This window comes from Vibrio sp. HI00D65 (assembly GCF_001635455.1).
Classification (GTDB): Bacteria; Pseudomonadota; Gammaproteobacteria; order Enterobacterales; family Vibrionaceae; genus Vibrio.
On the sequence record NZ_LWEH01000613.1, the window covers coordinates 198,142 to 221,269 of the forward strand.

Annotated in this window: 23 protein-coding genes; 15 read left to right on the forward strand and 8 right to left on the reverse strand. The window is 44.1% G+C overall.

Translation table 11 applies throughout. The features are described 5' to 3' along the window. Positions 1-233 precede the first annotated feature (233 nt). Complete coding sequence (gene gpmM, locus A3712_RS25935; protein WP_063525554.1) at positions 234-1,766, forward strand: 2,3-bisphosphoglycerate-independent phosphoglycerate mutase; 1,533 nt, start codon at positions 234-236, stop codon at positions 1,764-1,766. Positions 1,767-2,128: 362 nt separating this feature from the next. On the opposite strand, the gene A3712_RS25940 is transcribed toward gpmM, so the two are convergent. Next, positions 2,129-3,865: a methyl-accepting chemotaxis protein gene (locus A3712_RS25940; protein ID WP_063525555.1), complete on the reverse strand. Its 1,737-nt coding sequence runs from the start codon at positions 3,863-3,865 to the stop codon at positions 2,129-2,131. A gap of 241 nt (positions 3,866-4,106) precedes the next feature. Next, complete coding sequence (locus tag A3712_RS25945; RefSeq protein ID WP_063525556.1) at positions 4,107-5,450, reverse strand: MATE family efflux transporter; 1,344 nt, start codon at positions 5,448-5,450, stop codon at positions 4,107-4,109. A 338-nt stretch (positions 5,451-5,788) separates the two neighbouring features. On the opposite strand from A3712_RS25945, the gene A3712_RS25950 reads away from it, so the two are divergent. The 8 genes from A3712_RS25950 (at position 5,789) to A3712_RS25985 (ending at position 14,132) form a co-directional block, all read left to right on the forward strand. Further along, positions 5,789-6,535 carry a hypothetical protein gene (locus A3712_RS25950; protein ID WP_063525557.1) on the forward strand — a complete coding sequence of 249 codons (747 nt, stop codon included), beginning with the start codon at positions 5,789-5,791 and terminating at the stop codon, positions 6,533-6,535. Between the two features lie 326 nt (positions 6,536-6,861). Beyond that, positions 6,862-7,152 (forward strand): co-chaperone GroES, encoded by a 291-nt coding sequence (locus tag A3712_RS25955; protein ID WP_047049180.1) that lies wholly within the window; start codon positions 6,862-6,864, stop codon positions 7,150-7,152. Positions 7,153-7,204: 52 nt separating this feature from the next. Further along, positions 7,205-8,851, forward strand: a complete 1,647-nt coding sequence (groL, locus tag A3712_RS25960) for a chaperonin GroEL (protein ID WP_063525558.1) — start codon at positions 7,205-7,207, stop codon at positions 8,849-8,851. A 413-nt stretch (positions 8,852-9,264) separates the two neighbouring features. After that, positions 9,265-9,828, forward strand: a complete 564-nt coding sequence (locus A3712_RS25965) for a KdsC family phosphatase (RefSeq protein WP_063525559.1) — start codon at positions 9,265-9,267, stop codon at positions 9,826-9,828. Between the two features lie 3 nt (positions 9,829-9,831). Beyond that, positions 9,832-10,587, forward strand: a complete 756-nt coding sequence (gene kdsB / locus A3712_RS25970) for a 3-deoxy-manno-octulosonate cytidylyltransferase (protein ID WP_063525560.1) — start codon at positions 9,832-9,834, stop codon at positions 10,585-10,587. Continuing rightward, positions 10,580-11,512, forward strand: coding sequence for a KpsF/GutQ family sugar-phosphate isomerase (locus A3712_RS25975; protein WP_063525561.1), 933 nt, complete (start codon positions 10,580-10,582; stop codon positions 11,510-11,512). Before kdsB ends, A3712_RS25975 begins: the two co-directional genes overlap by 8 nt. Before the next feature lie 388 nt (positions 11,513-11,900). Then, on the forward strand, positions 11,901-12,458 hold the full coding sequence (locus A3712_RS25980; RefSeq protein WP_063525562.1) for a VC2662 family protein: 558 nt from the start codon (positions 11,901-11,903) through the stop codon (positions 12,456-12,458). Between the two features lie 195 nt (positions 12,459-12,653). Continuing rightward, entirely contained in the window at positions 12,654-14,132 is a 1,479-nt protein-coding gene (locus A3712_RS25985) for a sensor domain-containing diguanylate cyclase (protein WP_063525563.1), read from the forward strand. 75 nt (positions 14,133-14,207) lie between these two features. Here the strand turns inward: A3712_RS25985 and A3712_RS25990 are convergent, their stop codons facing one another. Beyond that, the gene (locus A3712_RS25990; protein WP_063525564.1) at positions 14,208-14,696 is read right to left on the reverse strand and encodes an MgtC/SapB family protein; all 489 of its coding nucleotides are present in this window, start codon (positions 14,694-14,696) and stop codon (positions 14,208-14,210) included. A 433-nt stretch (positions 14,697-15,129) separates the two neighbouring features. Between A3712_RS25990 and A3712_RS25995 the strand changes: the two genes are divergently transcribed. Beyond that, positions 15,130-16,107, forward strand: coding sequence for a DUF3187 family protein (locus tag A3712_RS25995; RefSeq protein WP_004741345.1), 978 nt, complete (start codon positions 15,130-15,132; stop codon positions 16,105-16,107). Between the two features lie 123 nt (positions 16,108-16,230). Here the strand turns inward: A3712_RS25995 and epmB are convergent, their stop codons facing one another. Next, positions 16,231-17,253, reverse strand: a complete 1,023-nt coding sequence (gene epmB / locus A3712_RS26000; RefSeq protein WP_063525565.1) for an EF-P beta-lysylation protein EpmB — start codon at positions 17,251-17,253, stop codon at positions 16,231-16,233. A 33-nt stretch (positions 17,254-17,286) separates the two neighbouring features. Between epmB and efp the strand changes: the two genes are divergently transcribed. Continuing rightward, complete coding sequence (efp, locus tag A3712_RS26005) at positions 17,287-17,853, forward strand: elongation factor P (protein ID WP_063525566.1); 567 nt, start codon at positions 17,287-17,289, stop codon at positions 17,851-17,853. Positions 17,854-17,909: 56 nt separating this feature from the next. On the opposite strand, the gene A3712_RS26010 is transcribed toward efp, so the two are convergent. From A3712_RS26010 to flgA, 4 genes are all read right to left on the reverse strand, one after another. Then, entirely contained in the window at positions 17,910-18,590 is a 681-nt protein-coding gene (locus tag A3712_RS26010) for a lytic transglycosylase domain-containing protein (RefSeq protein ID WP_063525567.1), read from the reverse strand. A gap of 43 nt (positions 18,591-18,633) precedes the next feature. After that, positions 18,634-19,068: a flagellar export chaperone FlgN gene (flgN, locus tag A3712_RS26015; protein ID WP_063525568.1), complete on the reverse strand. Its 435-nt coding sequence runs from the start codon at positions 19,066-19,068 to the stop codon at positions 18,634-18,636. Between the two features lie 17 nt (positions 19,069-19,085). Continuing rightward, on the reverse strand, positions 19,086-19,367 hold the full coding sequence (gene flgM, locus A3712_RS26020) for a flagellar biosynthesis anti-sigma factor FlgM (protein WP_063525569.1): 282 nt from the start codon (positions 19,365-19,367) through the stop codon (positions 19,086-19,088). A gap of 135 nt (positions 19,368-19,502) precedes the next feature. After that, positions 19,503-20,300, reverse strand: a complete 798-nt coding sequence (flgA, locus tag A3712_RS26025; RefSeq protein ID WP_063525570.1) for a flagellar basal body P-ring formation chaperone FlgA — start codon at positions 20,298-20,300, stop codon at positions 19,503-19,505. A 78-nt stretch (positions 20,301-20,378) separates the two neighbouring features. Here flgA and flgB point away from each other — a divergent pair, with 78 nt between their 5' ends. Genes flgB through flgE form a run of 4 tightly spaced genes read left to right on the forward strand, consistent with a single transcriptional unit; the run spans position 20,379 to position 23,118 of the window. Then, a complete protein-coding gene (gene flgB / locus A3712_RS26030; RefSeq protein ID WP_063525571.1) occupies positions 20,379-20,741 on the forward strand; it encodes a flagellar basal body rod protein FlgB in 363 nt (120 codons plus the stop codon). Positions 20,742-20,743: 2 nt separating this feature from the next. After that, positions 20,744-21,178: a flagellar basal body rod protein FlgC gene (flgC, locus tag A3712_RS26035; RefSeq protein ID WP_063525572.1), complete on the forward strand. Its 435-nt coding sequence runs from the start codon at positions 20,744-20,746 to the stop codon at positions 21,176-21,178. After that, positions 21,178-21,864 (forward strand): flagellar hook assembly protein FlgD, encoded by a 687-nt coding sequence (flgD, locus tag A3712_RS26040; RefSeq protein ID WP_063525573.1) that lies wholly within the window; start codon positions 21,178-21,180, stop codon positions 21,862-21,864. The genes flgC and flgD overlap by 1 nt, the downstream gene beginning before the upstream one ends. Positions 21,865-21,918: 54 nt before the next feature. Next, a complete protein-coding gene (gene flgE / locus A3712_RS26045; RefSeq protein WP_063525574.1) occupies positions 21,919-23,118 on the forward strand; it encodes a flagellar hook protein FlgE in 1,200 nt (399 codons plus the stop codon). The last annotated feature ends 10 nt before the right edge of the window (positions 23,119-23,128 follow it).

A 23,128-nucleotide genomic window follows, 5' to 3' on the forward strand; every position in this document is an offset into this window, starting at 1 on the left:
TTTTAAATATGCATCCAAGCTCTCATCTTGCGTGAATTTTGCGTTGTTATTTGCTGTCTAATCCAAAACATTGCCTCGGAGTCTTGAACACAAAATGACATTTTTTTTCACATCCGATTCGCTTACCTAAGACGTTTCTTGATCTTCCGCTACAGTTTTGACTGTAAACTGTAGTAAAATTACGCTAATTTGTTTCTATACCGATTTATTCCAAATTGAACGAGGTGAGTTCTATGTCAGCTAAGAAGCCAATGGCCCTAGTGATCCTTGACGGTTACGGTTACCGTGAAGACAACCAAGACAACGCTATCGCGAACGCTAAGACACCAGTATTAGACGGTCTTATTGCTAACCAACCGAACACACTAATCTCTGCTTCTGGCATGGATGTCGGCCTACCGGATGGCCAAATGGGTAACTCTGAGGTTGGTCACACCAACATCGGTGCTGGTCGTGTTGTATACCAAGATCTTACTCGTATCACTAAGTCAATTGCAGACGGTGAATTCGGCCAAACTGAAGCGCTAGTGAATGCTATCGACAAAGCGGTGAAAGCGGAGAAAGCGGTTCACATCATGGGTCTTATGTCACCAGGTGGTGTTCACTCTCATGAAGATCACATCTACGCAGCTGTTGAAATGGCAGCAGAGCGTGGCGCAGAGAAAATTTACCTACACGCATTCCTAGATGGCCGTGATACGCCGCCACGTAGTGCAGAAAATTCTCTTCAACGTTTCCAAGATCTGTTCGCTAAACTGGGCAAAGGCCGTGTGGCTTCTTTGGTTGGCCGTTACTACGCAATGGACCGTGACAACAACTGGGAGCGTGTTCAAGCTGCATACGAGCTGCTCACTGAAGCAAAAGCAGAGTTCACATTTGACACTGCAGTTGCTGGCCTAGAAGCCGCTTACGCTCGTGATGAAAACGATGAGTTCGTTAAAGCGACTGAAATTAAAGCAGAAGGCGAAGAGTCTGCTGCTATCGTTGATGGCGATGCTGTTATCTTCATGAACTACCGTGCCGACCGTGCTCGTCAAATCACTCGCACATTCGTGACTGACTTTGCTGGTTTTGAGCGTAACGTATTTCCAGCTATCGATTTCGTGATGCTGACTCAATACGCAGCTGATATCCCACTGCTATGTGCATTCCCACCGGCTTCTCTAGAGAACACTTACGGTGAGTGGTTATCTAAGCAAGGTAAAACGCAGCTACGTATTTCAGAAACAGAGAAATACGCGCACGTGACTTTCTTCTTCAATGGCGGTATCGAAGACGAGTTTGAAGGCGAAGAGCGTCAACTTGTAGCTTCTCCAAAAGTCGCAACTTACGACCTACAGCCTGAAATGAGCGCTCCAGAGCTAACAGACAAGCTCGTTGCAGCAATCAAAGGGGGCAAATACGACGCTATCGTTTGTAACTTCCCTAACTGTGACATGGTTGGCCACACTGGCGTTTACGATGCAGCAGTGAAAGCCGTAGAGTCTCTAGACGAGTGTCTTGGCAAAGTGGTTGAAGCAATCAAAGAAGCTGACGGCCAACTGCTTATCACCGCAGACCACGGTAACGCAGAAATGATGGTTAACCCAGAAACGGGCGGCATCCACACTGCACATACTAACCTACCAGTGCCACTTATCTACGTAGGTAACAAAGATGTTGAGTTCAAAGAAGGCGGTAAGCTGTCTGACCTTGCACCAACCATGCTTTCTCTAACTGGTACAGAAATCCCAGCTGAAATGTCAGGTGATGTTTTAGTTAAATAGCTTTTAACTTTCATCTAATACCAGAACGGCTGCACGCGAGTGTGGCCGTTTTTTTGTATCTGGATCTTGAAAAATAGATGCGAGATACGAGTAAACGAGATGAGAAAAGCTCAGGAGTAGATGCGGGGTGCGAGTAGAGGATATGAGAATAGCTTTAGAGCGGGTGCTTGATTAGAGTCAACAGGATGAGAAGCGATGAAGAGTGGGGTGAGATTCCGCAGTCAATTTAAGAATAAACGGCCTGGTAGCTTAGGTAGCTTAGGTAGGTTTGATTCACTCACCTCTCCGCACCAATAAAAATTTGCGCCAAGAAAAACGCCATCGTATGTCACGATGGCGTTTAAGTGTGTCGTTCGCCTGTGTTATTGCACTTTAAACCGCGAAATGACATCACCCAGCCCTGCAGAGGTTGCTTTCAGTTCGTCGCTGACTGATGCTGTTTGCGAGGCGTTTTCGTTGAGCTTACGAATGAGCTCTTGAATTGCGCTCATATTCCGGCTGACTTCCTGAGTCACCTGACGCTGCTCTTGAGCCGATGTCGCCATCAAGGTGTTAAGATCATTAATCTCTACGACAGAATCGGTGACAATGTTTAAAGAGTCCATGACCTGGTTAGTACGATCTACCGTTTGTTGACAACTTGAGTGCGTTGAGGCCATTTCATTGACGACATTATCGGTCGTAGACTTCAATTTCTCTAACATTTCATTAATTTGAGAAGTGCTTTGCTGTGTTCGAGCGGCGAGGGCGCGTACCTCGTCAGCGACGACCGCAAAACCACGTCCTTGCTCACCCGCACGAGCGGCTTCAATCGCAGCGTTTAAGGCTAACAGGTTTGTCTGTTCTGCGATGTCACCTATCACTTGTAACACAGAGCTGATCTGCTTGGTGTCTTCGTTCATTGTTCCAATGGTCTCAGACATAGAAGCAGCTTGTGTGACCATATCACTGACGCTTTGTACTGCGCTTCCAACAGCACGTTTCGATTCTTCTGCGTAGCGATTCGTGCGGTCAGTCAGCTTAGCGGCATCGTCAGCGCTGTTCGCAATGGACTCTGCCGTCGCGCTCATTTCTTCAATGGCAGTGATGGCCTGTTCAGATTCAATGGTGTGTTGATCTAGAGTGCTACTATTGTTGTGCGACTGTTTGGCAAGCTCACCAACCGCGTGGTCGATATGTGCAGATGAATGAGACACATCAACAAACATCTTCTGCAGTTGAGCAATAAATCGATCGATTGATTGTGATATATGACCTATCTCATCTTTGCTGTCGATATTGAGCCTTTGCGTTAGGTCACCGTTGCCGTCGGATAGGTCACCGACTAATGTCTTCAATTGCTCAAAAGGCCTAAAAGCAAAGTGGAGCAAAACAATACTGCCCAATATTATGGTCATACCCGTTATTAATAGCGCTAATGTAATCATCCAATTTAGCTTGTCTGTTTTCGCTTGAATGTTACTTTGGTCAATATACCCAATGAGTTGCCACTGGCTATTACCGAATGAGATATTTCGCTTTATCGGCGTTAAGTCACTGCCGTGCGTATTGTTGTAAATAACAGTCCCATCACCTATCAGTTCCGCGAAGCTTCCCTCAGCCGCAAGCCCAACGATGATCTTTGTCAATGCAGCTAGATCGTAAGTGAGAAAATCAACAGAATCGTCAAATCTTTTAATGGAGAAAGTGATGTATGAGGTGCTGTCTTTAACAGTGATTGGACTAATACTGAGTTGCTCAGTTTGTGTCTCAGCAGCGTTAATAAAATACTGAGCCTCTTCTTCACTGATGTTGCCCGTATCATCGAACGCATAACCGTTGACGATTTTCACAATCTGAGCAAAACCAGAGGCCTCTTTGGTATCCGCAATGTCCATCATACTGAAGTTGAGATTGGTGGCTTGCGTCACTTTGCTATTGAGTTCGGCTTCGATCTTTTCGCGGGTGATGTCAATAACATGGGTGATGTTCTTAATGTCTGATTGATTTATGTAATGACTTATAAAGTGGTTGACGCTGAGGTAGGAGATAAGCGTCGTTGTGGTGATGATCGCAACGATCAGTAACACGAGTTTATTCTTAAACGAAAGGTGAGTCATATAACCTATACATCCTTGTAAGTGACTATAAAAATGACTGAAATCCGCAGTCAAAGGGGTTAAACCGGCTCAATAATAAGACACTTGTATGATATATGTAAATTAGTACCCATATTTATGTTATCGCTTGAAAGGCGGTGTTGGTCTATTCTCTTTACTTGCTCCTATTATCATTTCTACTGTTTAGCGCTTAAATCTTTTCGCTTCACGCACCTGATTTTTTAGGCTCTTCGCATCCCTATTACTCGTACCCCGCACCCGCTTTAACTCTTATACGAAGCGCAAACAAGTATCCTGAAATGCCGCCCATTATGTTTCCTAGTGCTAGGCCAATAAATAGCCCTTCGACACCATCAAGTTGGCTGCCGACCCAGGCAAATGGCAGGGTAAATACGAACAGGCGCATGAAGCTCCATTGGAAGGCTTTGAGTGGTTGATGCATCGCATTCATCGCACTGATTAACATCATCACAATGCCTTGGAAACCGTAGCTAAATGGAACTACCAATAAGTAGTGCCACAAGAGACCTCGGACCGACTCTTCTTGAGAAAAGAGGGCCGCTAAAGGGATGCTCAGTGGCACCATCATTAAAAAGATCAAACCTTGGAACAACACGGCAAAACGCATGCTTAAGAACAGGGCTTTAAAACTGCGTTGTGGGTTCTCGGCGCCAAAGTTTTGCGCCATAAAAGGGGTGAGTGCTGAAGTGAGAGACATCAAGACGATGATCAGAATCGATTCAATACGCTGAGCAGCACCATAAGCGGCCACAGCCTCGGTTCCTTGCTTGGCCAGCATCATCATAATGATGGCACCCGCGAGTGGGTTCAATGCGTTTGAAAGTGCAGCGGGTGTGCCAATAGTGAGGATTTGTTTCCAGTCTAGGATAACTTCTTGAACTTTTGGCGGGGCGAGTAATTTCTCTCGTTTGATTAATACATACAGCGAGCCACACAATGCGCCAAACCAACTGAAACCACTAGCGATGGCTGCGCCTTGAATCCCGAGTTCAGGGAAAGGTCCGAAACCGAAGATCAGCAAGGGGTCGAGGATGCCGTTAATCAGGCCCGCCAACATCATGATCTTGGCGGGGGTTTTGGTATCGCCACTCGCTCGTATCGCGCTGTTGCCTGCCATTGGGATAACAAGCAGCGGAATGGCTAAGTACCAAACTGTCATGTATTCAGATATCAGTGGCAGTAATTCTGGTTCTGCCCCAAATAAAGTAAACATGGGTTCTAGCGTTACAAGCCCCAGTGTTGATGCAAATCCAACAAGCAACACAGCAAGCAATAATCCATGACAAGTAAAGCGAGCGGCATTTTGTGCGCACCCTTGGCCCAGTAGCCGCCCAATACAGGTGGAAAGCCCTACACCGATGCCCATGGTGATGCAGTTGATTGCGAAGGTAACTGGGAAAGTAAAGCTCACGGCAGCCAGTGCTTGTGTACCAAGCAGTGAGATAAAGAAGGTATCGACCAAGTTAAACATCAAGATCGCGACCATACCGAAGATAGTCGGAATGGTCATGGTACGTAATGTACTCGCAATAGGGGCGGTTAATAGCCCGTGCTTATCTTGCATGTAAAACGCCATTTAGAACGAAAGGTGTAGGATAAACAGATGTGGCTTGGAAAGAAAGAAAAGCGAAAAGCAGATGCGAAATTCTAAAGAGCAAATTCGAGTCAACGAGGTTCGGGATGCGAAGAGCTGAAAAATAGATAAGAGTAAACGGAGTTCGAGGAGCGGGAAGGTTTATGGTGAGACTTGAGAGGCTGAACGTAGCTCGTAAAATGTATAACGATTCTCGTTGCTTGGTGATTATTTTTGGTTACAGTTCTGGTTAAGAATTGATCGTCAAGGCAATAGCGCCACTGCGATGTTCATCCATTGAAAGCAAGGTGCTTTATCAGAGAGGTTTTATGTACAGAAAATGGTTTGCGATGGTGTTTTTATTAACCATGGTTTCTGCCTGCAACGGCAGTGGTGGTAGCGGTGATGCAGGTCGGAGCGAGTTGATTAGCTTTGAGGCAAAAAAAGTCGGTAAGCACATTGTGATTCCTGAAGAGCAGTCTTCCTCCTCTATCAGCCCTGAACATTATCAAACATTGGTAGTCTCATTGCTGAGTTCGTACGTTGATGTCAATCAAGACAATAATATTTTTTTAACCGATCTGAATCCGGTGAATTTTAGCGCGCCTCAAGGTGGACTGATTCAGGATTATCACCATATTGGTCATAGTTGCTTTTATGTTGTTGATAGCAACACGAAAGAAGACGTTGCGAATATTTGTGGTTTGTTGATGAAAGAGTTTGAGAAAGGAAAAGTGAATACTGTCGCGACCATTGCAAAGTATCAGGGGCGTGATTATGTGTTCTTGACCGATGGCTCAGCTTTTCGTCGCGAGGATGCAAAGTTTGTCGTACAAAACACAACTGATAAGGTATATGACTATACGGCCAAGTGTGAGTCGGGTTTAGAACGCAATGGTCAAATTAAGAAGTATTCTATTACCAAAGGTATCGAGGATACGATTGCTAAGTGTTCTAACGGCGAAGATTATACAGAGCTGACCATAAGCAAAGCGAGCGGTGGTGAATCTCAGGTTTTTACTCACAGTGATTTACCGGATGGTAATGTTTACCTTATCTTAACGGATGGCAATTAGAGCCTGTTGACCTTTCGTATTTAAATGCTGTTAGACCCTAACGCAATGTCTCTATTACTATTAGTAAAGGGCTGCAGCAATGAGCGAGTAAACGATTATCGAAGGGCGAAAAGCGGAGAAAGCCGCTTCCGCCCTTCGGCTTTTTCAATTGTACGAGCAGAGAGACGATAACGGCTTCTGTATCTCGAATCCCAAATCTGCTGTTTCGATCACAAAATTTCCTTTCCACCCCTTGGGATCTTCCGTATCGCCCCAACATACTCTTTAACCCAATGCCCATCGTGGCAACTATCAAATTAAATGGAAATTATCAGGAGATACGACCGATGAATATCCGTCCTCTACACGACCGAGTTATCGTTGAGCGCCAAGAAGTTGAATCTAAATCTGCTGGTGGCATCGTTCTAACTGGTTCTGCTGCTGAAAAATCAACTCGCGGTACAATTCTGGCTGTGGGCAAAGGCCGCATCCTAGAAAATGGTTCAGTACAACCATTGGACGTTAAAGTTGGCGACACGGTTATCTTTGCTGAAGGCTACGGCACTAAAACAGAAAAGATCGACGGCAAAGAAGTTCTGATCATGTCTGAAAACGACATCATGGCGATCGTTGAGTAATCCGCGCTATACAAACTGAACTGACTGAATAAAGAATTTAAAGGAAATAAAGATGGCTGCTAAAGACGTTAAATTTGGTAACGACGCACGAGTTAAAATGCTAGAAGGTGTAAACGTTCTGGCTGACGCAGTAAAAGTAACGCTAGGCCCTAAAGGTCGTAACGTTGTTCTAGACAAATCATTTGGCGCACCAACGATCACTAAAGATGGTGTTTCTGTTGCACGTGAAATCGAACTTGAAGACAAGTTCCAAAACATGGGCGCACAAATGGTTAAAGAAGTGGCTTCACAAGCGAATGACGCTGCGGGTGACGGTACAACTACAGCTACAGTTCTTGCTCAAGCTATCATCACTGAAGGCCTAAAAGCGGTTGCAGCTGGCATGAACCCAATGGATCTTAAGCGCGGCATCGACAAAGCAGTTGTTGCAGCAGTTGAAGAGCTAAAAGCACTTTCAGTTCCATGTGCAGATACTAAGGCTATCGCACAAGTAGGTACTATTTCTGCAAACTCTGACGCGACAGTAGGTAACATCATTGCTGAAGCAATGGAAAAAGTAGGTCGTGATGGCGTTATCACTGTTGAAGAAGGCCAAGCTCTACAAGACGAGCTAGACGTTGTTGAAGGTATGCAATTCGACCGCGGTTACCTATCTCCTTACTTCATCAACAACCAAGAAGCGGGTTCTGTTGATCTAGAAAGCCCATTCATCCTTCTTATCGATAAGAAAGTTTCAAACATCCGTGAACTTCTTCCGACTCTAGAAGCGGTTGCTAAGGCATCTCGTCCACTTCTAATCATCGCTGAAGATGTAGAAGGCGAAGCACTTGCAACGCTAGTTGTGAACAACATGCGCGGCATCGTGAAAGTTGCTGCTGTTAAAGCACCTGGTTTCGGCGACCGTCGTAAAGCAATGCTACAAGACATCGCTATCCTAACTGGCGGTACGGTTATCTCTGAAGAGATCGGTCTAGACCTAGAGAAAGTTACTCTAGAAGACCTAGGTCAAGCTAAGCGTGTAACTATCACTAAAGAAAACTCAACCATCATCGATGGCGCGGGTGAAGAAGCAATGATCCAAGGTCGTGTTGCTCAAATCCGTCAACAAATCGAAGATGCAACTTCAGACTACGACAAAGAGAAACTACAAGAGCGCGTTGCTAAGCTAGCTGGCGGTGTTGCAGTAATCAAAGTTGGCGCTGCGACTGAAGTTGAAATGAAAGAGAAGAAAGACCGTGTAGAAGACGCACTTCACGCAACTCGCGCTGCCGTTGAAGAAGGTGTGGTTGCTGGTGGTGGTGTTGCGCTTATCCGTGCTGCATCTAAAGTGGCTAACATTGAAGGCGACAACGAAGAGCAAAACGTTGGTATCCGTGTTGCACTACGTGCAATGGAAGCGCCTATCCGTCAAATCACTAAGAACGCAGGTGACGAAGAGTCTGTTGTTGCTAACAACGTTCGTGCTGGCGAAGGTAACTACGGTTACAACGCTGCGACTGGCGAGTACGGCGACATGATCGCTATGGGTATCCTAGATCCAACTAAGGTGACTCGTAGTGCACTACAATTCGCGGCATCCGTTGCTGGTCTAATGATCACAACAGAAGCGATGGTAACTGACCTACCACAAACAGATGCTCCAGCAATGCCTGATATGGGTGGCATGGGCGGTATGGGTGGCATGGGCGGTATGATGTAATCATTCCTCGCTATTCATAGTGAAATTAAAAACGGAGACTTCGGTCTCCGTTTTTGTTACAGAGCATTAGGGGTAATTGAATGTTGTCCTCTGAAGATTTCAATAGCGTCGTTAATAATTAATTCGACAAGACTATGAAGTGGCGCTGTATGCATGGGTACTCAACATTCAGCAGGAGTGTTATCATACCCCTCAAATTTTTAGGATACTCCATATTCAAAAGTATGGAACACATACTTTGCCCAATCAGTTGGCAATATGTACAACATGAGTTTTTATAGGGACTCTCAGGGGCTGAACAAATATTGCGTGATAGCCCAACTATATTGTCACGTAAGTATATGGAAAAACTATCGGAAGTCGATGAAGCCGTTCATCGCAAGAGCATTTATTGAGTCTAAGTTGGTCTAGTTATGTTGGATAAGTTAGTTTGTAAAAATATAAAAATGGTATTGCTTGATGTTGATGGTGTTATGACTGATGGTTCCATATACATTAATAAAGACGGTGAGTTTTTTAAATCATTTAATGTTAAAGATGGTTTAGCTATCGAGTTATTACGTAGTCATAATATTCTTGTTGGTGTTATTTCAGGTAAAGCAAGTGCTGCTTTAGATACTCGTTGTCAGCAATTGGGGTTTGATGAAATAATTACCGGTTGTAAGAATAAATTACCTGCTTTGATTGATATCTGCTCTAAATATAAGATATCAGCAGATCAAATTGCATTCTTGGGAGATGATGTCCTAGATATCCCTATCTTCGAAAAAGTTGGGTTAGCCGTCGCTCCTATTGATGCTCATAGTCTAGCTATTAGTAATGCTGATTGGGTATCAAGTCTAAAGGGGGGAGACGGGATGGTCAGAGAATTTGTCGATTTACTTCTGACAAACCAACTCAACCTTTCACTAAAAGAAGTTTACAAACCTTTGCTTGATAAGATTCGCCTTGATGATGTGGCAACAATGGAGCAATAAAAGATGAGTGTTAAAGTAGTAATTCCCGCAAGATATGGTTCATCTAGGCTGCCAGGAAAGCCTCTACTCACGTTGCTTGAAAAGCCAGTGGTGTGGCATGTGATTGAACGTTGTAAAGAAGCTGGTATTGAGCAGAATGATATTTTTGTTGCGACTGATGATCAACGCATAGTCGATGCATTAAAATCTGAAAATATTCAAGTTGTTTTAACTTCACCAGAGCACCAATCTGGTACTGACCGTATAAATGAAGTTTCTTTAATTAAAGGTTGGAGTGAAGATACTATTATTGTGAATGTGCAAGGTGATGAACCAATGATCCCTCCTGCACTCATTCAACGGATAGTATCTTTTACTCAGTTACATACTTCATATGATATCACAACAGCTGTCGTTCCTTTGGTCTCTGCTGATGATTTTATTAATACCAATGTGGTCAAAGCTATTGTTGGTCATAATGGTCGTGCACTTTACTTTACTCGCTCAGCATCACCAATTAACCGTGATACCCCAAATGACTTGTCATTGGCCAAAAGACACATCGGAATTTATGCTTATCGGGCTTCATCGCTAAAACAATTTTGTTCATATCCTGAAGATGAGCTTGAGAATTATGAAAAGCTAGAACAACTACGTGCCTTGAGCCATGGCATGAATATTGGAGCAATAGTGTTTGAAGGGGCTGTGCCTCATGGGATTGATACTATTGAAGACTATGAAAATACTAAAAAAATAATGGATGAAAAAACCGATGGTTAACTCGATCGATATCGCAAAACAAGTAATTCAGACCGAAATTGACGGTTTGGATTATATGGCAAAGAGATTAGGCTCTGAATTTGAAGTTGCTATAAACGCTATTATCAATACCAAAGGCCGTACCATTATCTGTGGGATGGGGAAATCTGGGATTATAGGAAAGAAAATAGCTGCATCTTTTGCGAGTACGGGTACGCCTAGCTTTTTCATGCACCCTGGAGAAGCTTTTCACGGTGATCTGGGAATGGTCAAACCTGAAGATGTATTTATTGCTATCTCGAACTCAGGTGAGACGGATGAAGTTTTGAAACTGTTGCCGTTCTTACGAGATAATGGAAACTTCATCATTGCTATTACAGGAAGAGAAAACTCTACACTAGCAGTAAACTCACACTGTCATTTAGATATTGCTGTGCCTAAAGAGGCGTGTCCTCTGCAGCTTGCCCCTACATCTTCTACAACAGCTACTCTTGTTATGGGGGATGCTTTGACTGTAGCCCTTATGGACGTTCGTGGGTTCCAACCAGAAAACTTCGCTCGCTTCCATCCTGGGGGAAGCTTAGGTCGAAGACTGCTGTCGAAAGTTCAAGATGAAATGTTCTCTGACAGCCTTCCTAGTGTTGCATCAAATGCAGACTTTACATCTATCATTCATAAAATATCATCGAGCCATTTAGGTTTAACATTGGTTAATCTGAATGATGAGTCTTTAGCTATTATTACAGATGGTGATTTACGAAGAGCGATGGAGTCGAAAGGACGAGATGCTTTTGATCTTGTTGCAAAAGATATTGCGACGCTCAACCCAGCTTCAATATCTCCTGAGGCGCATGTACAAGAGGCTTACGAGGTAATGGAGAATAAAGGAATTACTTCATTGATCGTCGTAGAGAATAATTCTGTAGTGGGTATTTTGAAGAAATAGCTTGGGCTTTGTGGTTTTGGCTTTGATTCTATTAATGAGGTCAGGAGCTTTTTCTATCTCCACGTCTCTCGTCATTATCTAACCATACTAACACCTTGAAAACGGAGGCTTCAGTCTCCGTTTTTTTATGTCCTGACGTCGTCACTCCCTACAGTGAGGCACGAACGTGATAGGGAATCTTTCGTGTTATGCATCAAAATGTGTGTCGATGGCTACTCTTACCTCTTATCGTATCCCTTTCTTTATATTGCTCTTTCTGATTTACCGTCTTATATTCAACAGTACAGTTATGACGTTGACATAACATGGATAGCTGTTAAATAAAGGATAATAAACGCTTGATTGATATTATAAAATCAAGTTAACAATAGTCAGTGGAGACTCCCCAATGAAAAAACTACTTTCAGTACTTGCTGTGTCGGCAGCGGTAATGGCACCAGCGGCATTCGCTTCTTCGCCTGTTATGTTTTCAACGGTAAATGGTTACAACTCACCAGACTCTGATAGTGTTGGTGGAGTACGCTTGGCGGTACTACACGGGCAAGTCAGTGATGTTAAAGGTCTTGACCTTGCGGTTGTGGGGATGTCTGAGACTCAAACGACAACGGGTGTGAACCTGGGTATTTTTGGTGCATCGAAAGTGAATCAAGAAATGAAAGGTGCATCACTGGGCTTCTTTAACTGGAATACGGGTAAAACGACTGGCCTTAACTTTGGTGCTGTGAACATCACTAACGATGTAAAAGGCGCAAACGTGAGTTTCGTAAACTACTCTGAAGGCGACACTATGGTTGATGTTGGTGCGGCGAACCTTTCAGACACTTCAACAGTTCAAGTTGGTCTCTTCAACAAAACGAAAAAAATTGAAGGTGTACAAATAGGCTTGCTCAACTGTGCCGATAACGGTTTCTTCCCGTGCTTCCCAATTGTGAACTTTGCTAAGTAAGGCTTAGTGTTACTACTGTGATTCGTAACGCCTAAGTGCTTCTTACTTAGGCGTTATTTCTACTCTGTATTTTCTGATCCATTTTCAAACTCTCTCGTGCTGAATAATATAAGCATGTTGTTTTATATTTATTGTTGCAGTAAGTTAATTCATAAGTACAATGTGCGCTAAATTCACAACGATGATTGATATGCTTTGATTAATCCCCATACTATCGATTTTAAAAAGGCTTTCTTTGGCCTGACCGCCAGTTTTTTAGTAGTTTTGAGCTTGTTGCTCTTTGATTCAGCGGAAGAATCAGACAAACAGTATGGATCAGAAAATCAAGGCGTAACACATGGACTCACTGAACTCACTCAGATACTGAATGCGCTAGAGTACAACATTACAGCGCTCCACCCATTGCATGGTGAGACTTATACCTTTCCGTATGAAAAAAAGACGGAAGACGATAGCTGCTATTTCATTAGTGAAGGGCAGAAAGACCCTCTTTTTGATTTTATGTTCTCTGGCCCTACCGAGATGTGTGACTCTCAATCTGCGCTGTATGCGGAAGCGAGCAAGCGTCTGTTTATTGCCCCAACGATGGCTTACTTTACGAACACCATCAGTAGTGTCTCTGCCATTTATTTTATTTCCAAAGATAAATTTATCATCTCGGCCCCCTCTGATATTGCTCAATATATGAGAGGTGATACGTTTGACTCGATCGTTAGTCGTCGGCCCTATTGGATCAATACCATCCGCTTTGGCGTATCTCAAAATAGAGATAAGGTTGTCTATACTGGCCAATACGACGATTACCTGACTGGTGAGAAAGTGGTGACTTTAACCAAAGGGATCTATATCAACGGTGAGTTTAAAGGGGTATTAGGTATTGATGGCTATACCTCTAGCTTATTTTCGAATGCGAAGCATGGCTATGAGATCACCAGTGTCAGCGGCAGAAATAAATATGGCTTATTGGATTACACTTTTTCACAACCCTTGTATGTGGATGGTGTGAATACGCAGCTGTATTTGACCATTCAAGAAACAAAGAGCGAGCACTTCTTACACATATTGGAAAGGGACTACAAAGGGGTACTGATACTCTTTTTCCTATATGTGATTGCAGCATGGTGGCTATGGCGATTTTATCGTGAGCAAAGACACCGCCGTTTAAATGATCTTTCAATGACCGATCCATTAACAGGGTTACTCAATCGCAGTGGCTTTGAAGCGCAATTTTTGGCGCAAGATGAGAGAAAAATCTTAGGGGTTGGTGTCTTTGAAATCGATGATTTAAAGGCGATCTGCGATCGGTATGGCAATGAGATTGGTGATAGGGTGATTTGTCACGTTGCTGAAGTTATCGCCAACAGCGTGAGACAACACGATATCGTGGCGAGATTTGATGGCCGGGAGTTCGTGGTGGCGATTGCAGGAGAGTCGTCAGAATTGCTTTCGTCAATATTTGAACGAATCCAGAGCGATATTAGTTTACAGAACTACCAGTGTCTGACAGGAGAGAAAGTGGCTATCTCGGTTTCTGGGGGAGCAGTGCTCTACTCTCTACATAAGTTCGAAAGTATCGGACACCTATGGAAAAATCAGAGTGTCCGTTCTTCAAGTAAACAACTGGGCATTGCCAAGTCCTTGGGCGCAAATCAACTGTGTATCCACGTTCATTGATGTACAAAAAAGCCTAGTCGCATGACTAGGCTTCTTCGTCTTTGCAGTCGTCCTTATAGGTAACTGAGTGTGGCTTTATTTTTTCACACGGCCTTTTCTCATCCATTTCTGGTGAACACCACGACGTAGGCTTTGGAAACTGTTTTCCACCTTATCAACACCCAGTAAAATTGCTAACGCCAGCAGCGTGATCATTACCGATTGTGAAAGGTGACCAAGCGCTATCATCATACCCAATGCTGCTAATACCCAAATGATGGCTGCTGAAGTCACACCATGAATTTTTCCATCGAGTGTCATCATCACACCAGCACCCAGAAAACCAACCCCAGTTATGATCTGACCAAGTACACGAGCCTGATCGAGTGTGTTTGGTGACAGGCTAATTGCCATGGTAAGGAAGAAATAGGTACCGCTGATGATCAGAATCGAGGTTCTGATACCTACTGGTTTACCGCGTGTTTGTCGCTCGATACCGATTAACGAACCACAAAGCATACATACTGCCAGTCCTGCCCAGCTAAAGGGGGCAAGGTTTAACGTTTGTTCTATAAATTGTGACAAATCACCCCTCCTGTAAATTTAGAATAGGGCCGAGTATGCTGATAATCAGCCTGACGAGCGAACAAATATTTGTTGTCTTCTCGATTAATTTTGTTGATCCCGCAATGGATAAAAGGGACAGGTAAACACTATCAATTCTACGGCTAAGAGGGGCGTTAGCGATCAGTGAGGGCAAAATGGAGATGGCTTTTGGGCATGCTCTTTTCAGTAAGGTAACAGCGCGTTGGCTACCTATCTTTTCTATGAGTATCAAGGGTGTGACTGTTTTTAATGACTTTCTAAGCTATTGATATTGTTGGGTTATGCATCGATATTGCGCTTGGCCAGGAAATGCTGTTAAGGCCCAAATAAATAAGCTCGAAAGTCCAACATTTTCTAGAGGGATTTAATTTATTGGATTATCATTAAATTAATAACTTTAGGATGTTGTGTAATGGTTAAGATTATCCCTAATAAAGTCTCATCGATGTTGCTTCTGACTACAATGACTTTTACTTCACTCTCCGCTATCGCAGCTCAACCTCCCACCCCGCTTCGTACTTATGCTCAATCTCCCGAGCAATCGACTCATTTAACCACGGAGCTACGTTCAGCTTTTCCGGTTGGAAACCATGGCGTAGAGCTGTTTGCATCGGGCACGATGGCGAGTGTTTGGGCAAGTTCTGATACGGCAGACCTTGATTATTATCAGAATCACATTTTCGTCGGTGCCAACTGGCAGGTTAACCCTCAATTGCAAACCGAAGTGAAATATCAATACACCTATGCGGCCAATAATCACCTAGACTCATTGACCATGGACTTCCACAGTTTTTTCGGTATTGGACAAAACGGACGTGATGAAGCAGGTAAACACCAATTCCATATATCCAGTGATGAATACGGTGTATCGATTGATGATTTCGAGGGGGAAGCGTTAGCGAAAGCCTTGCATTGGTACACTCAGTACCAGCTTTTTTCTTCGAATACGAGTGCACTTGCCATCGGGGGAAGCGTTTATTACAAAAATGTCGACAGCGGTCCATTCAAAAAAAGTGCTTTTGAGCAAGCTGTACAGTTGAATTACAGCCTTGCCCGAGGGGCGAGTTCATTTTTTGCAAGCGCTGGCGTCACGCACAATGACAACAATAGTGCGTTGATAGGCACTGAAATCCGCGATTTTACCGGAGCGGTCGCCTTTGGGTATGGTTACAAATTTGGCTATTTTCATGAAGTGCTTGTTGAATATCACTGGTACCAAGGTTTGTTGGAAGATGAGGGGGCGTTCTCTGAAGCGTCTAATGAAGTGGTTCTGGGCTATCGTTTGAATCTTGGCAACGCCATGTTAGAAGCCAGCATGATTGAAAACATTATCAACATGGATAACTCAGCAGACATTGCTTTTGGGCTCGGAATTCGTTACTTCTTATGATGTGTTTGATCGCGTATTGTTCGTAGCCAGTAGCCAAAGGTTATTGTTGTATTCTGCTCAAAAGGGCCATCAACGGATGTTGCTGGCCCTTTTTTCTGTTCTACTATTCAATATTGTGCGTTATCACTCAATATGGAGGTCGAGTGGTGTCTTGCTGCTGCGTCCGCCAATTTCACGAGTTAATTTAGGTACAAGGTAGCCAGAAACCTCAGAGATTAATCCCTTAAAGTGATGTTTCGCCTCTTCATCTGAAATATAGAAGTGAGCGGCACCTTGAACCTTATCCAGTACGTGCATGTAATACGGTAGAATGCCAGCGTTGAATAGCTTCTCACTGAGTGCTTTTAATGCGTCAGCACTGTCGTTCACGCCTTTCAACATCACGCCTTGGTTAAGTAGCGTCGCGCCACTAAGCTTCAATTTATGGAAGGCGTGTTTAAGCTCTACATTGATTTCATTGGCGTGATTAATATGGCTCACCATCACTACATTGAGGCGAGTCTTAGATAAGATTTGGCACAGCTCGTCAGTGATACGAGCTGGGATAACGACGGGTAAACGGCTATGAATACGCACGGTTTTCACATGTGGTATCTGTTCGATAGCGTGAATCAGCCACTCGATTTCGCTGTCTTTGGCCATCAGTGGGTCGCCACCCGAAAGGATGACCTCGTTAATCTCAGAGTGTTGAGCTACATAATCGAGGCTGGTTTGCCACACCGACTTTGAGCCCTTGTTGTCTTGATACGGGAAGTGGCGTCGAAAGCAGTAACGGCAGTTAACCGCACAGCCACCTTTCACAATCATCAATGCGCGACTTTTGTATTTATGCAACAACCCCGGGATCGCGTTGTCTTGCTCTTCTAGTGGATCGGCCGAGTAGCCTTCATGAACTTCGAACTCTTCGCTCAATGGCAAAACCTGGCGTAATAGCGGGTCATGCGGGTTGCCTTTTTCCATTCGCTCGACAAAGCTTAACGGTACTCGCAACGAAAATAGGTTGCGTGCGGCAAAGCCTCCTTGCCATGGTGTTGGGTCTATTTCCAATGCTTCAAGGAGTTTTGTCGGGTCTGAGATCGCATTCGATAGTTGTTTGAGCCAGTTTTGCTCAACAGATTCGACTTTTCGGGTTATGATATGCGGCATTGAAATCAACTCAAAGATGTGTAAGAGGAAATCATGGCGTCAGTAAGCACCAATGAATTCAAAGGCGGTTTAAAATTCATGATGGATAACGAGCCTTGCTCAATTATCGAAAATGAATACGTTAAGCCGGGTAAAGGCCAAGCGTTTAACCGTGTAAAACTTCGTAAACTGCTGTCAGGCAAAGTGTTAGAGAAAACATTTAAGTCAGGCGACACAGTAGAACTCGCTGACGTTGTAGACGTTGAACTAGGCTACCTATACAGCGATGGCGAATTCTACCACTTCATGAACAACGAGACATTCGAGCAAATCGCTGCTGAAGTAAAAGCAGTTGGCGAGACAGCTAAATGGCTAGTTGAAAACGACGTATGTACTCTAACGTTGTGGAATGATAACCCTATCACAGTAACTCCACCAAACTTTGTTGAGATCGAAGTAACTGATACTGATCCTGGCCTAAAAGGTGACACTCAAGGTACTGGTGGTAAGCCTGCAACTCTAGCCACTGGCGCGGTAGTTCGCGTACCTCTATTCATCGCTATCGGTGAAGTGGTAAGAGTCGATACTCGTACTGGCGAATACGTTGGTCGTGTGAAGTAATTGACTTCAATCCTCTGAAAAAAGGTCGCTTAGGCGGCCTTTTTTATTAACGGAAGTTAATTTAGAGTAATGAGTGGCGGCAATCGATCTAGGTTTATTAATGGTTGTTTAGCCACTTGGGGAGAGGAGGAGAATAATTGCAAAGGTTGGAATGTTTCGGTTTGAAATCTCTGGACATCCACGAGTTGCTGGAGTGCATAAAAACGGCTGACATATTGTTGTGTCTCTTTCGGCAGTGTTAAAGCATTGAAGTCATTACTCCCGGCAGCTTTTATCGCTTTAGCCACTCGTCCTTCCCCCGAGTTATAGGCGGCAAGCGTTAATGCCATATCTTGCTCAAATTTCGTGTACAAAAAAGTGAAATACGCTAAGGCCGCTTGCGTGCTGGCTTGCGTATCAAAGCGCTGATCTTGAACTTTGGTGACGTTCAATCCAAATCGGGTGGCGGTTGCAGGTATCAGCTGCCACAGCCCCGCTGCATTCGCGTGTGATATTGCTTTGGGGTTGTATGAGGACTCAAGCATAGGGACGAGAGCTAGGTCGATCGGTAACGACTGTTGTTTGAGTTGTTTAACAATTTGTTCTATCAGTGTACTGACAGAATTGAGTCGCTGGGTGATTTGTGATTGGTATGGAGCGAGTATTTGATACTCTCTCTCAATAGTCATAGCGTTGGGTTTGGCTGCCGCTAACGGGGATAGGCAAATTAGGAAGGCCAATATCCAGCCTGGCGCCATCCATTTCTGTAATTGTCGTTTCTGTTGGCATGATAGACGCAGATTAAAAGGATGACTCTTCATACGTGTGCTGCGCGGGCTGTTGAATTTGGTTCAGTAATTCTTGGAACGCGGCTGAACTTTGTCCATTACTTTGGCTACTCTCTTGGCATTGGAGTACCAATGACTCTAAGAGTACCCATTGTTTTCTAGCTGGGACGCTGACCTTACTTGGTAAAGCATTGAATATCCTGTTAACACCGCTTTGATTACTTAGTATCCCCAAGGAGCGCATTAACTGGCTTCTTTCCTGCGTAGAGTGCGCTATCTGATTCAGGATAGGCATTTGTTTTTGTATGTTATCGTTGAGTAATTCGCCATCAAATTGTAAATACAACGCTTTTTGTTGTTGAATCAACACCAATAATTGTTGATAGCGTTGGATGTCTTCTGAAATAGAACGAACAAACTGCTGAATGTACTGTGATGCCGTTGCCATGAATGACTCCTAATGTGTTATTCGTGACCAGTGTGAAATTGCATGACAGCTTTAGATAACGCTTTGGTATCTAGGTTGAGTTCACCTTTTGCCAATGCATCACGTATTTGATTTACTTTTGCCATGTCTATATCGGGTAGAGATTTCATGGTGGCTTGCGCATGATCGATGCTGGCAGTATTGGCTTCGAATAGTGGCTCGCTTTCCTGATGTCGTGTGACTTTATCGGCGGTCTTTTTACTCGATTGCTGAAGTGTCGTTTGTGGGACATGGCCGCCCGAGACTTTGTCGATTTTCATGCTTGTTGTCCTCAATCATCATATTCTAAATCTAATAGGCGACTTGTCTGAAAGAATATTAAATATTTTTTGTACTCGATATTTACTTATTCTGACGAGGAGAAAAATTCAGAAGTGATAACTTGAGTCCAAAAATCAGAACTGAGTATGCACTTGGTTGAGTCCTGTGACGATCGCTTTGATCACTTTTCCCGAGCTGATATTTTTCACTTCAATTTGCTGCCCTTTTCTACCTTGTTCTAAGGCAACCCCTTTTATCGTCGCACTAAACCCCTGCTTTTGAGCAATGACAACCACTTGATTACCTTTCTCAATCAGAGCGGAATAGGTGAGTGTTGCTGGGTCAATGATTTGTCCCGTGCGAATACGGCGCGTGGCCTCTAATCCCGTTACTTGGTTTATCTGCGTATAGAAATCATGTTGTCGCGTGATGGTCTGTTTCTCGATTCTTAACTGAGAAGGAGAAATCGCTTCATTACGACTAATGGTACTGTTCGCTACCACAATTGGCAGTGTGATGGCCGATTTTATGGTGACGTTAATTCGCCATGGTGTTTGGGCGTCTTGACAGCTCACAGCCCTTTTTAAATGACCAATAGGCAGTGAACGGTTATCTCGAGCGGTGATCGTTAAAGGCGATTTGCAAACTGGTAAGTGATTCGCTGAACCTGGTACCCAAACGCGATAGTCGGCTTGATAGTCTGGCCAGTTATTCGATCGTGCAGAACGAGCGATCTCTTGTTCAAAGTGCTCACTCACGATCGTTTTTAATGCCTCCGATGAGAAGCTTATCTCACTGGCGACGCTTCTCATCGACCATGTGCTTATCGCCAACACACTCAGCAGTAGAGCGGAGGAAGTATGGGCTTTCCTCTTACTTAGCCTCGCTTCCGATATGCGGAAGTTAGCTTTCCTTTTGTTTTTATAAATCATTGATATGTAATGCTTTTATTTCTGGCATGTATCTTGTTTTACTCTTTGTGTCATTAGGACGAATTTAAGGAGTGATGCATGGCGATCACATTTGAAAATGCGTTAGGTGTACATCCAGAGGCGCTTAATTTTCGCGTTCAGCGTACCAAAGTCCTTGCCAGTAACCTAGCGAATGTTGATACCCCAGGGTATCTGGCAAAGGATCTGAGTTTTACCACTGTGATGAATCATACGTTTGCGGGCAATGTGAATAAACCGGCAGCTAAGTTAGTGGTAGAGGCACAATATTCGGTTCCTTACCAAAACAGCAAAGACGGTAACACTGTGGAGTTGGGGGTTGAACAAGCGAAATTCACACAAAACAACATGGACTTTCAGACGAGCCTGACGTTTCTCAATATGAAATTTAGCGGCTTGGCGAAAGCGATCGAGGGACGTTAACCATGTCATTTACTGATATCTATTCGATTACTGGTTCTGCGATGACGGCGCAAACCGTTCGTCTCAATACGGTGGCCAGTAATCTTGCTAATGCAGATGCTGTTTCTGCTAATCCTGATGATGCCTATAAAGCACTGAAGCCTGTTTTTGCCACTGTCTATCAAAAAACACAACTCGCTACGGATAATGGCGTTTATCCGAATGCAGAAGTGCGAATCGTTGATGTGGTGCAAAACGCTGGTCAGGCAGAAAAGCGCTTTGAACCGAATAACCCTTTGGCAAGTGATGAAGGCTACGTGTATTACCCTGATATTGATGTTGTATCTGAAATGGCCGACATGATGTCAGCAACACGCAGTTTCGAGACCAATGTTGAGGTGCTATCGAATGTGAAAAGTATGCAGCAAGGTTTACTGAGATTAGGGCAGGGCAGCTAATGAGCATAGCACAATTTACCACACTCTCTTCAGACGTACCTGTGACCAATAGTGCCAGTGAGAATGCTGGTGGGATTGCGACGAATCCAGCAGATTCTAATAGTGCGTCTTCGCTAGAAAATGAATTCATTACGCTGATGGTGGCTCAAATTCAAAATCAAGATCCACTGAACCCTCTAGATGGGACTGAATATGTCAGCCAGCTTGCTCAATTTTCGCAGGTTCAGAGTACTGAAAATATGTCGACGTTGATGCAAAACAGCATGGTTTTGCTCGATAACATGCAGGTGCTTTCCACGGCTAGTTTAGTCGGGGAAACCGTGTATGTCTCGTCGAATGAGTTTGAGCTAGGCGATAGCGTGCAGAGTGGCAAGCTTGAGTTAGAACATGGCTCCAATCAAATCAATCTTGTGATTAAAGATGAATTTGGTCAGTCAACGACGTTACCTCTCGGTACTCATGGTGCGGGTGACGTTGAGTTTTCTATTAATCCAGAGGAACTGGGCTTAAAGCCTGGGAAGTATAGCGTCGAGGTCGAAGTTCAAGATGGTCAAGATAGCCCAAATATATTAATGGCTGGCACTGTGGAACAAGTCCGAATTCCGAGTTCCGGGGGAGCGGCGTTAGTGAATGTTCAAGGCGTTGGCAATGTGCCCTTTTATCAAATTAGTCAGTTTGGTGCTTAACCCTTTTTGTATTAAATGGAAGTAAAAATTAACGGTCGAAAATGAGAGGACATTATGAGTTTTAATATTGCATTAAGTGGTTTGGATGCGACCAATACAGAATTGAATACCATCAGTCACAATATTGCCAATGCATCAACATATGGTTTTAAAGGTGCTCGTACTGAGTTTTCAGCGGTTTACAACGGTATGCAACCTGGTGGTGTCGAAGTGGCATCGATTTCTCAAAGCTTTGATAAAAATGGTTCGGTGACTGGTACTGGGCGAGCGATGGATTTAGCAATCAATGGGAATGGTTTTTTCGTTACTAAAGATCAGGCGGGACAAACGCTCTACACACGCTCTGGCGTGTTTGGTACAGATAAAAATAACTATGTTATCGCCAATAATGGCGCCAAGTTACAAGGATATAGTGTCGATAATAACAACACTTTGTTGACCGGTGCTGCTGGAGATATTCAGATTTCAACCTCTTCTTTGACCGCGAAGGCTACTGACAACTTAGACTTTGTCGCGAATTTTGATGCCACTACAACCTCGATTAACCAAACGGTTCACCCTTTCGACTCTTCAAACCCTAAGTCCTTCAATTCCTCTTATACGACTAAGGTCTACGACTCACTTGGTAACCCTCATACCTTAACTCAATATTTCACTAAAACGTCGGATAATGAGTGGCAATTGAACGTTGAGGTTGATGGCGCTCCGACTGTGCCCGCGACATCCGAAATCGTGCAATTTAATACGGATGGTACGTTAGCGTCTCCAAGTGGCTCATTCAATATCGCGTTTCCTGCTGCGGGTGCCGACCCTGTGAGTATTGATATTAGTTTAAGTGGTAGTACTCAGTTTGGCTCGGCTTTTGGGGTCAGCACCAACAATCCAAACGGCTATACATCGGGTGAGTTAGCGGGTGTTCGAGTGGAAGATAACGGGATGGTTTATGCCACGTACACCAATGGTCAATCGCAACTACAAGGTCAGGTTGTTCTTGCCGATTTTGCTAATACACAAGGACTATCGACGGTGAGCGGAACGTCTTGGACTCAGAGCTTTAGCTCTGGTGCACCGATTATCGGGGTTCCCGGAACGGGCACACTAGGTGGTTTGACATCAGGCGCATTAGAGGGGTCTAACGTTGATTTAACCGGAGAGTTAGTCGCACTGATGACGGCTCAGCGTAATTACCAAGCGAATGCAAAGACCATTTCTACCAGTGATGAGCTCACTCAAGCTCTGTTTAACGCAGTGTAATGGGAGTATT

What these genes read in the sequence shown, in the direction of transcription:
- flgC (WP_063525572.1), top strand. Translation starts at nt 20,744, where the DNA reads ATGTCATTTACTGATATCTATTCGATTACTGGTTCTGCGATGACGGCG.
- flgN (WP_063525568.1), bottom strand. Translation starts at nt 19,068, where the DNA reads ATGGCAACGGCATCACAGTACATTCAGCAGTTTGTTCGTTCTATTTCA.
- flgB (WP_063525571.1), top strand. Translation starts at nt 20,379, where the DNA reads ATGGCGATCACATTTGAAAATGCGTTAGGTGTACATCCAGAGGCGCTT.
- epmB (WP_063525565.1), bottom strand. Translation starts at nt 17,253, where the DNA reads ATGCCGCATATCATAACCCGAAAAGTCGAATCTGTTGAGCAAAACTGG.
- A3712_RS25950 (WP_063525557.1), top strand. Translation starts at nt 5,789, where the DNA reads ATGTACAGAAAATGGTTTGCGATGGTGTTTTTATTAACCATGGTTTCT.
- kdsB (WP_063525560.1), top strand. Translation starts at nt 9,832, where the DNA reads ATGAGTGTTAAAGTAGTAATTCCCGCAAGATATGGTTCATCTAGGCTG.
- A3712_RS25995 (WP_004741345.1), top strand. Translation starts at nt 15,130, where the DNA reads ATGGTTAAGATTATCCCTAATAAAGTCTCATCGATGTTGCTTCTGACT.
- groL (WP_063525558.1), top strand. Translation starts at nt 7,205, where the DNA reads ATGGCTGCTAAAGACGTTAAATTTGGTAACGACGCACGAGTTAAAATG.
- flgM (WP_063525569.1), bottom strand. Translation starts at nt 19,367, where the DNA reads ATGAAAATCGACAAAGTCTCGGGCGGCCATGTCCCACAAACGACACTT.
- flgE (WP_063525574.1), top strand. Translation starts at nt 21,919, where the DNA reads ATGAGTTTTAATATTGCATTAAGTGGTTTGGATGCGACCAATACAGAA.
- flgA (WP_063525570.1), bottom strand. Translation starts at nt 20,300, where the DNA reads ATGATTTATAAAAACAAAAGGAAAGCTAACTTCCGCATATCGGAAGCG.
- flgD (WP_063525573.1), top strand. Translation starts at nt 21,178, where the DNA reads ATGAGCATAGCACAATTTACCACACTCTCTTCAGACGTACCTGTGACC.
- A3712_RS25980 (WP_063525562.1), top strand. Translation starts at nt 11,901, where the DNA reads ATGAAAAAACTACTTTCAGTACTTGCTGTGTCGGCAGCGGTAATGGCA.
- A3712_RS26010 (WP_063525567.1), bottom strand. Translation starts at nt 18,590, where the DNA reads ATGGCGCCAGGCTGGATATTGGCCTTCCTAATTTGCCTATCCCCGTTA.
- gpmM (WP_063525554.1), top strand. Translation starts at nt 234, where the DNA reads ATGTCAGCTAAGAAGCCAATGGCCCTAGTGATCCTTGACGGTTACGGT.
- A3712_RS25965 (WP_063525559.1), top strand. Translation starts at nt 9,265, where the DNA reads ATGTTGGATAAGTTAGTTTGTAAAAATATAAAAATGGTATTGCTTGAT.
- efp (WP_063525566.1), top strand. Translation starts at nt 17,287, where the DNA reads ATGGCGTCAGTAAGCACCAATGAATTCAAAGGCGGTTTAAAATTCATG.
- A3712_RS25975 (WP_063525561.1), top strand. Translation starts at nt 10,580, where the DNA reads ATGGTTAACTCGATCGATATCGCAAAACAAGTAATTCAGACCGAAATT.
- A3712_RS25955 (WP_047049180.1), top strand. Translation starts at nt 6,862, where the DNA reads ATGAATATCCGTCCTCTACACGACCGAGTTATCGTTGAGCGCCAAGAA.
- A3712_RS25945 (WP_063525556.1), bottom strand. Translation starts at nt 5,450, where the DNA reads ATGCAAGATAAGCACGGGCTATTAACCGCCCCTATTGCGAGTACATTA.
- A3712_RS25940 (WP_063525555.1), bottom strand. Translation starts at nt 3,865, where the DNA reads ATGACTCACCTTTCGTTTAAGAATAAACTCGTGTTACTGATCGTTGCG.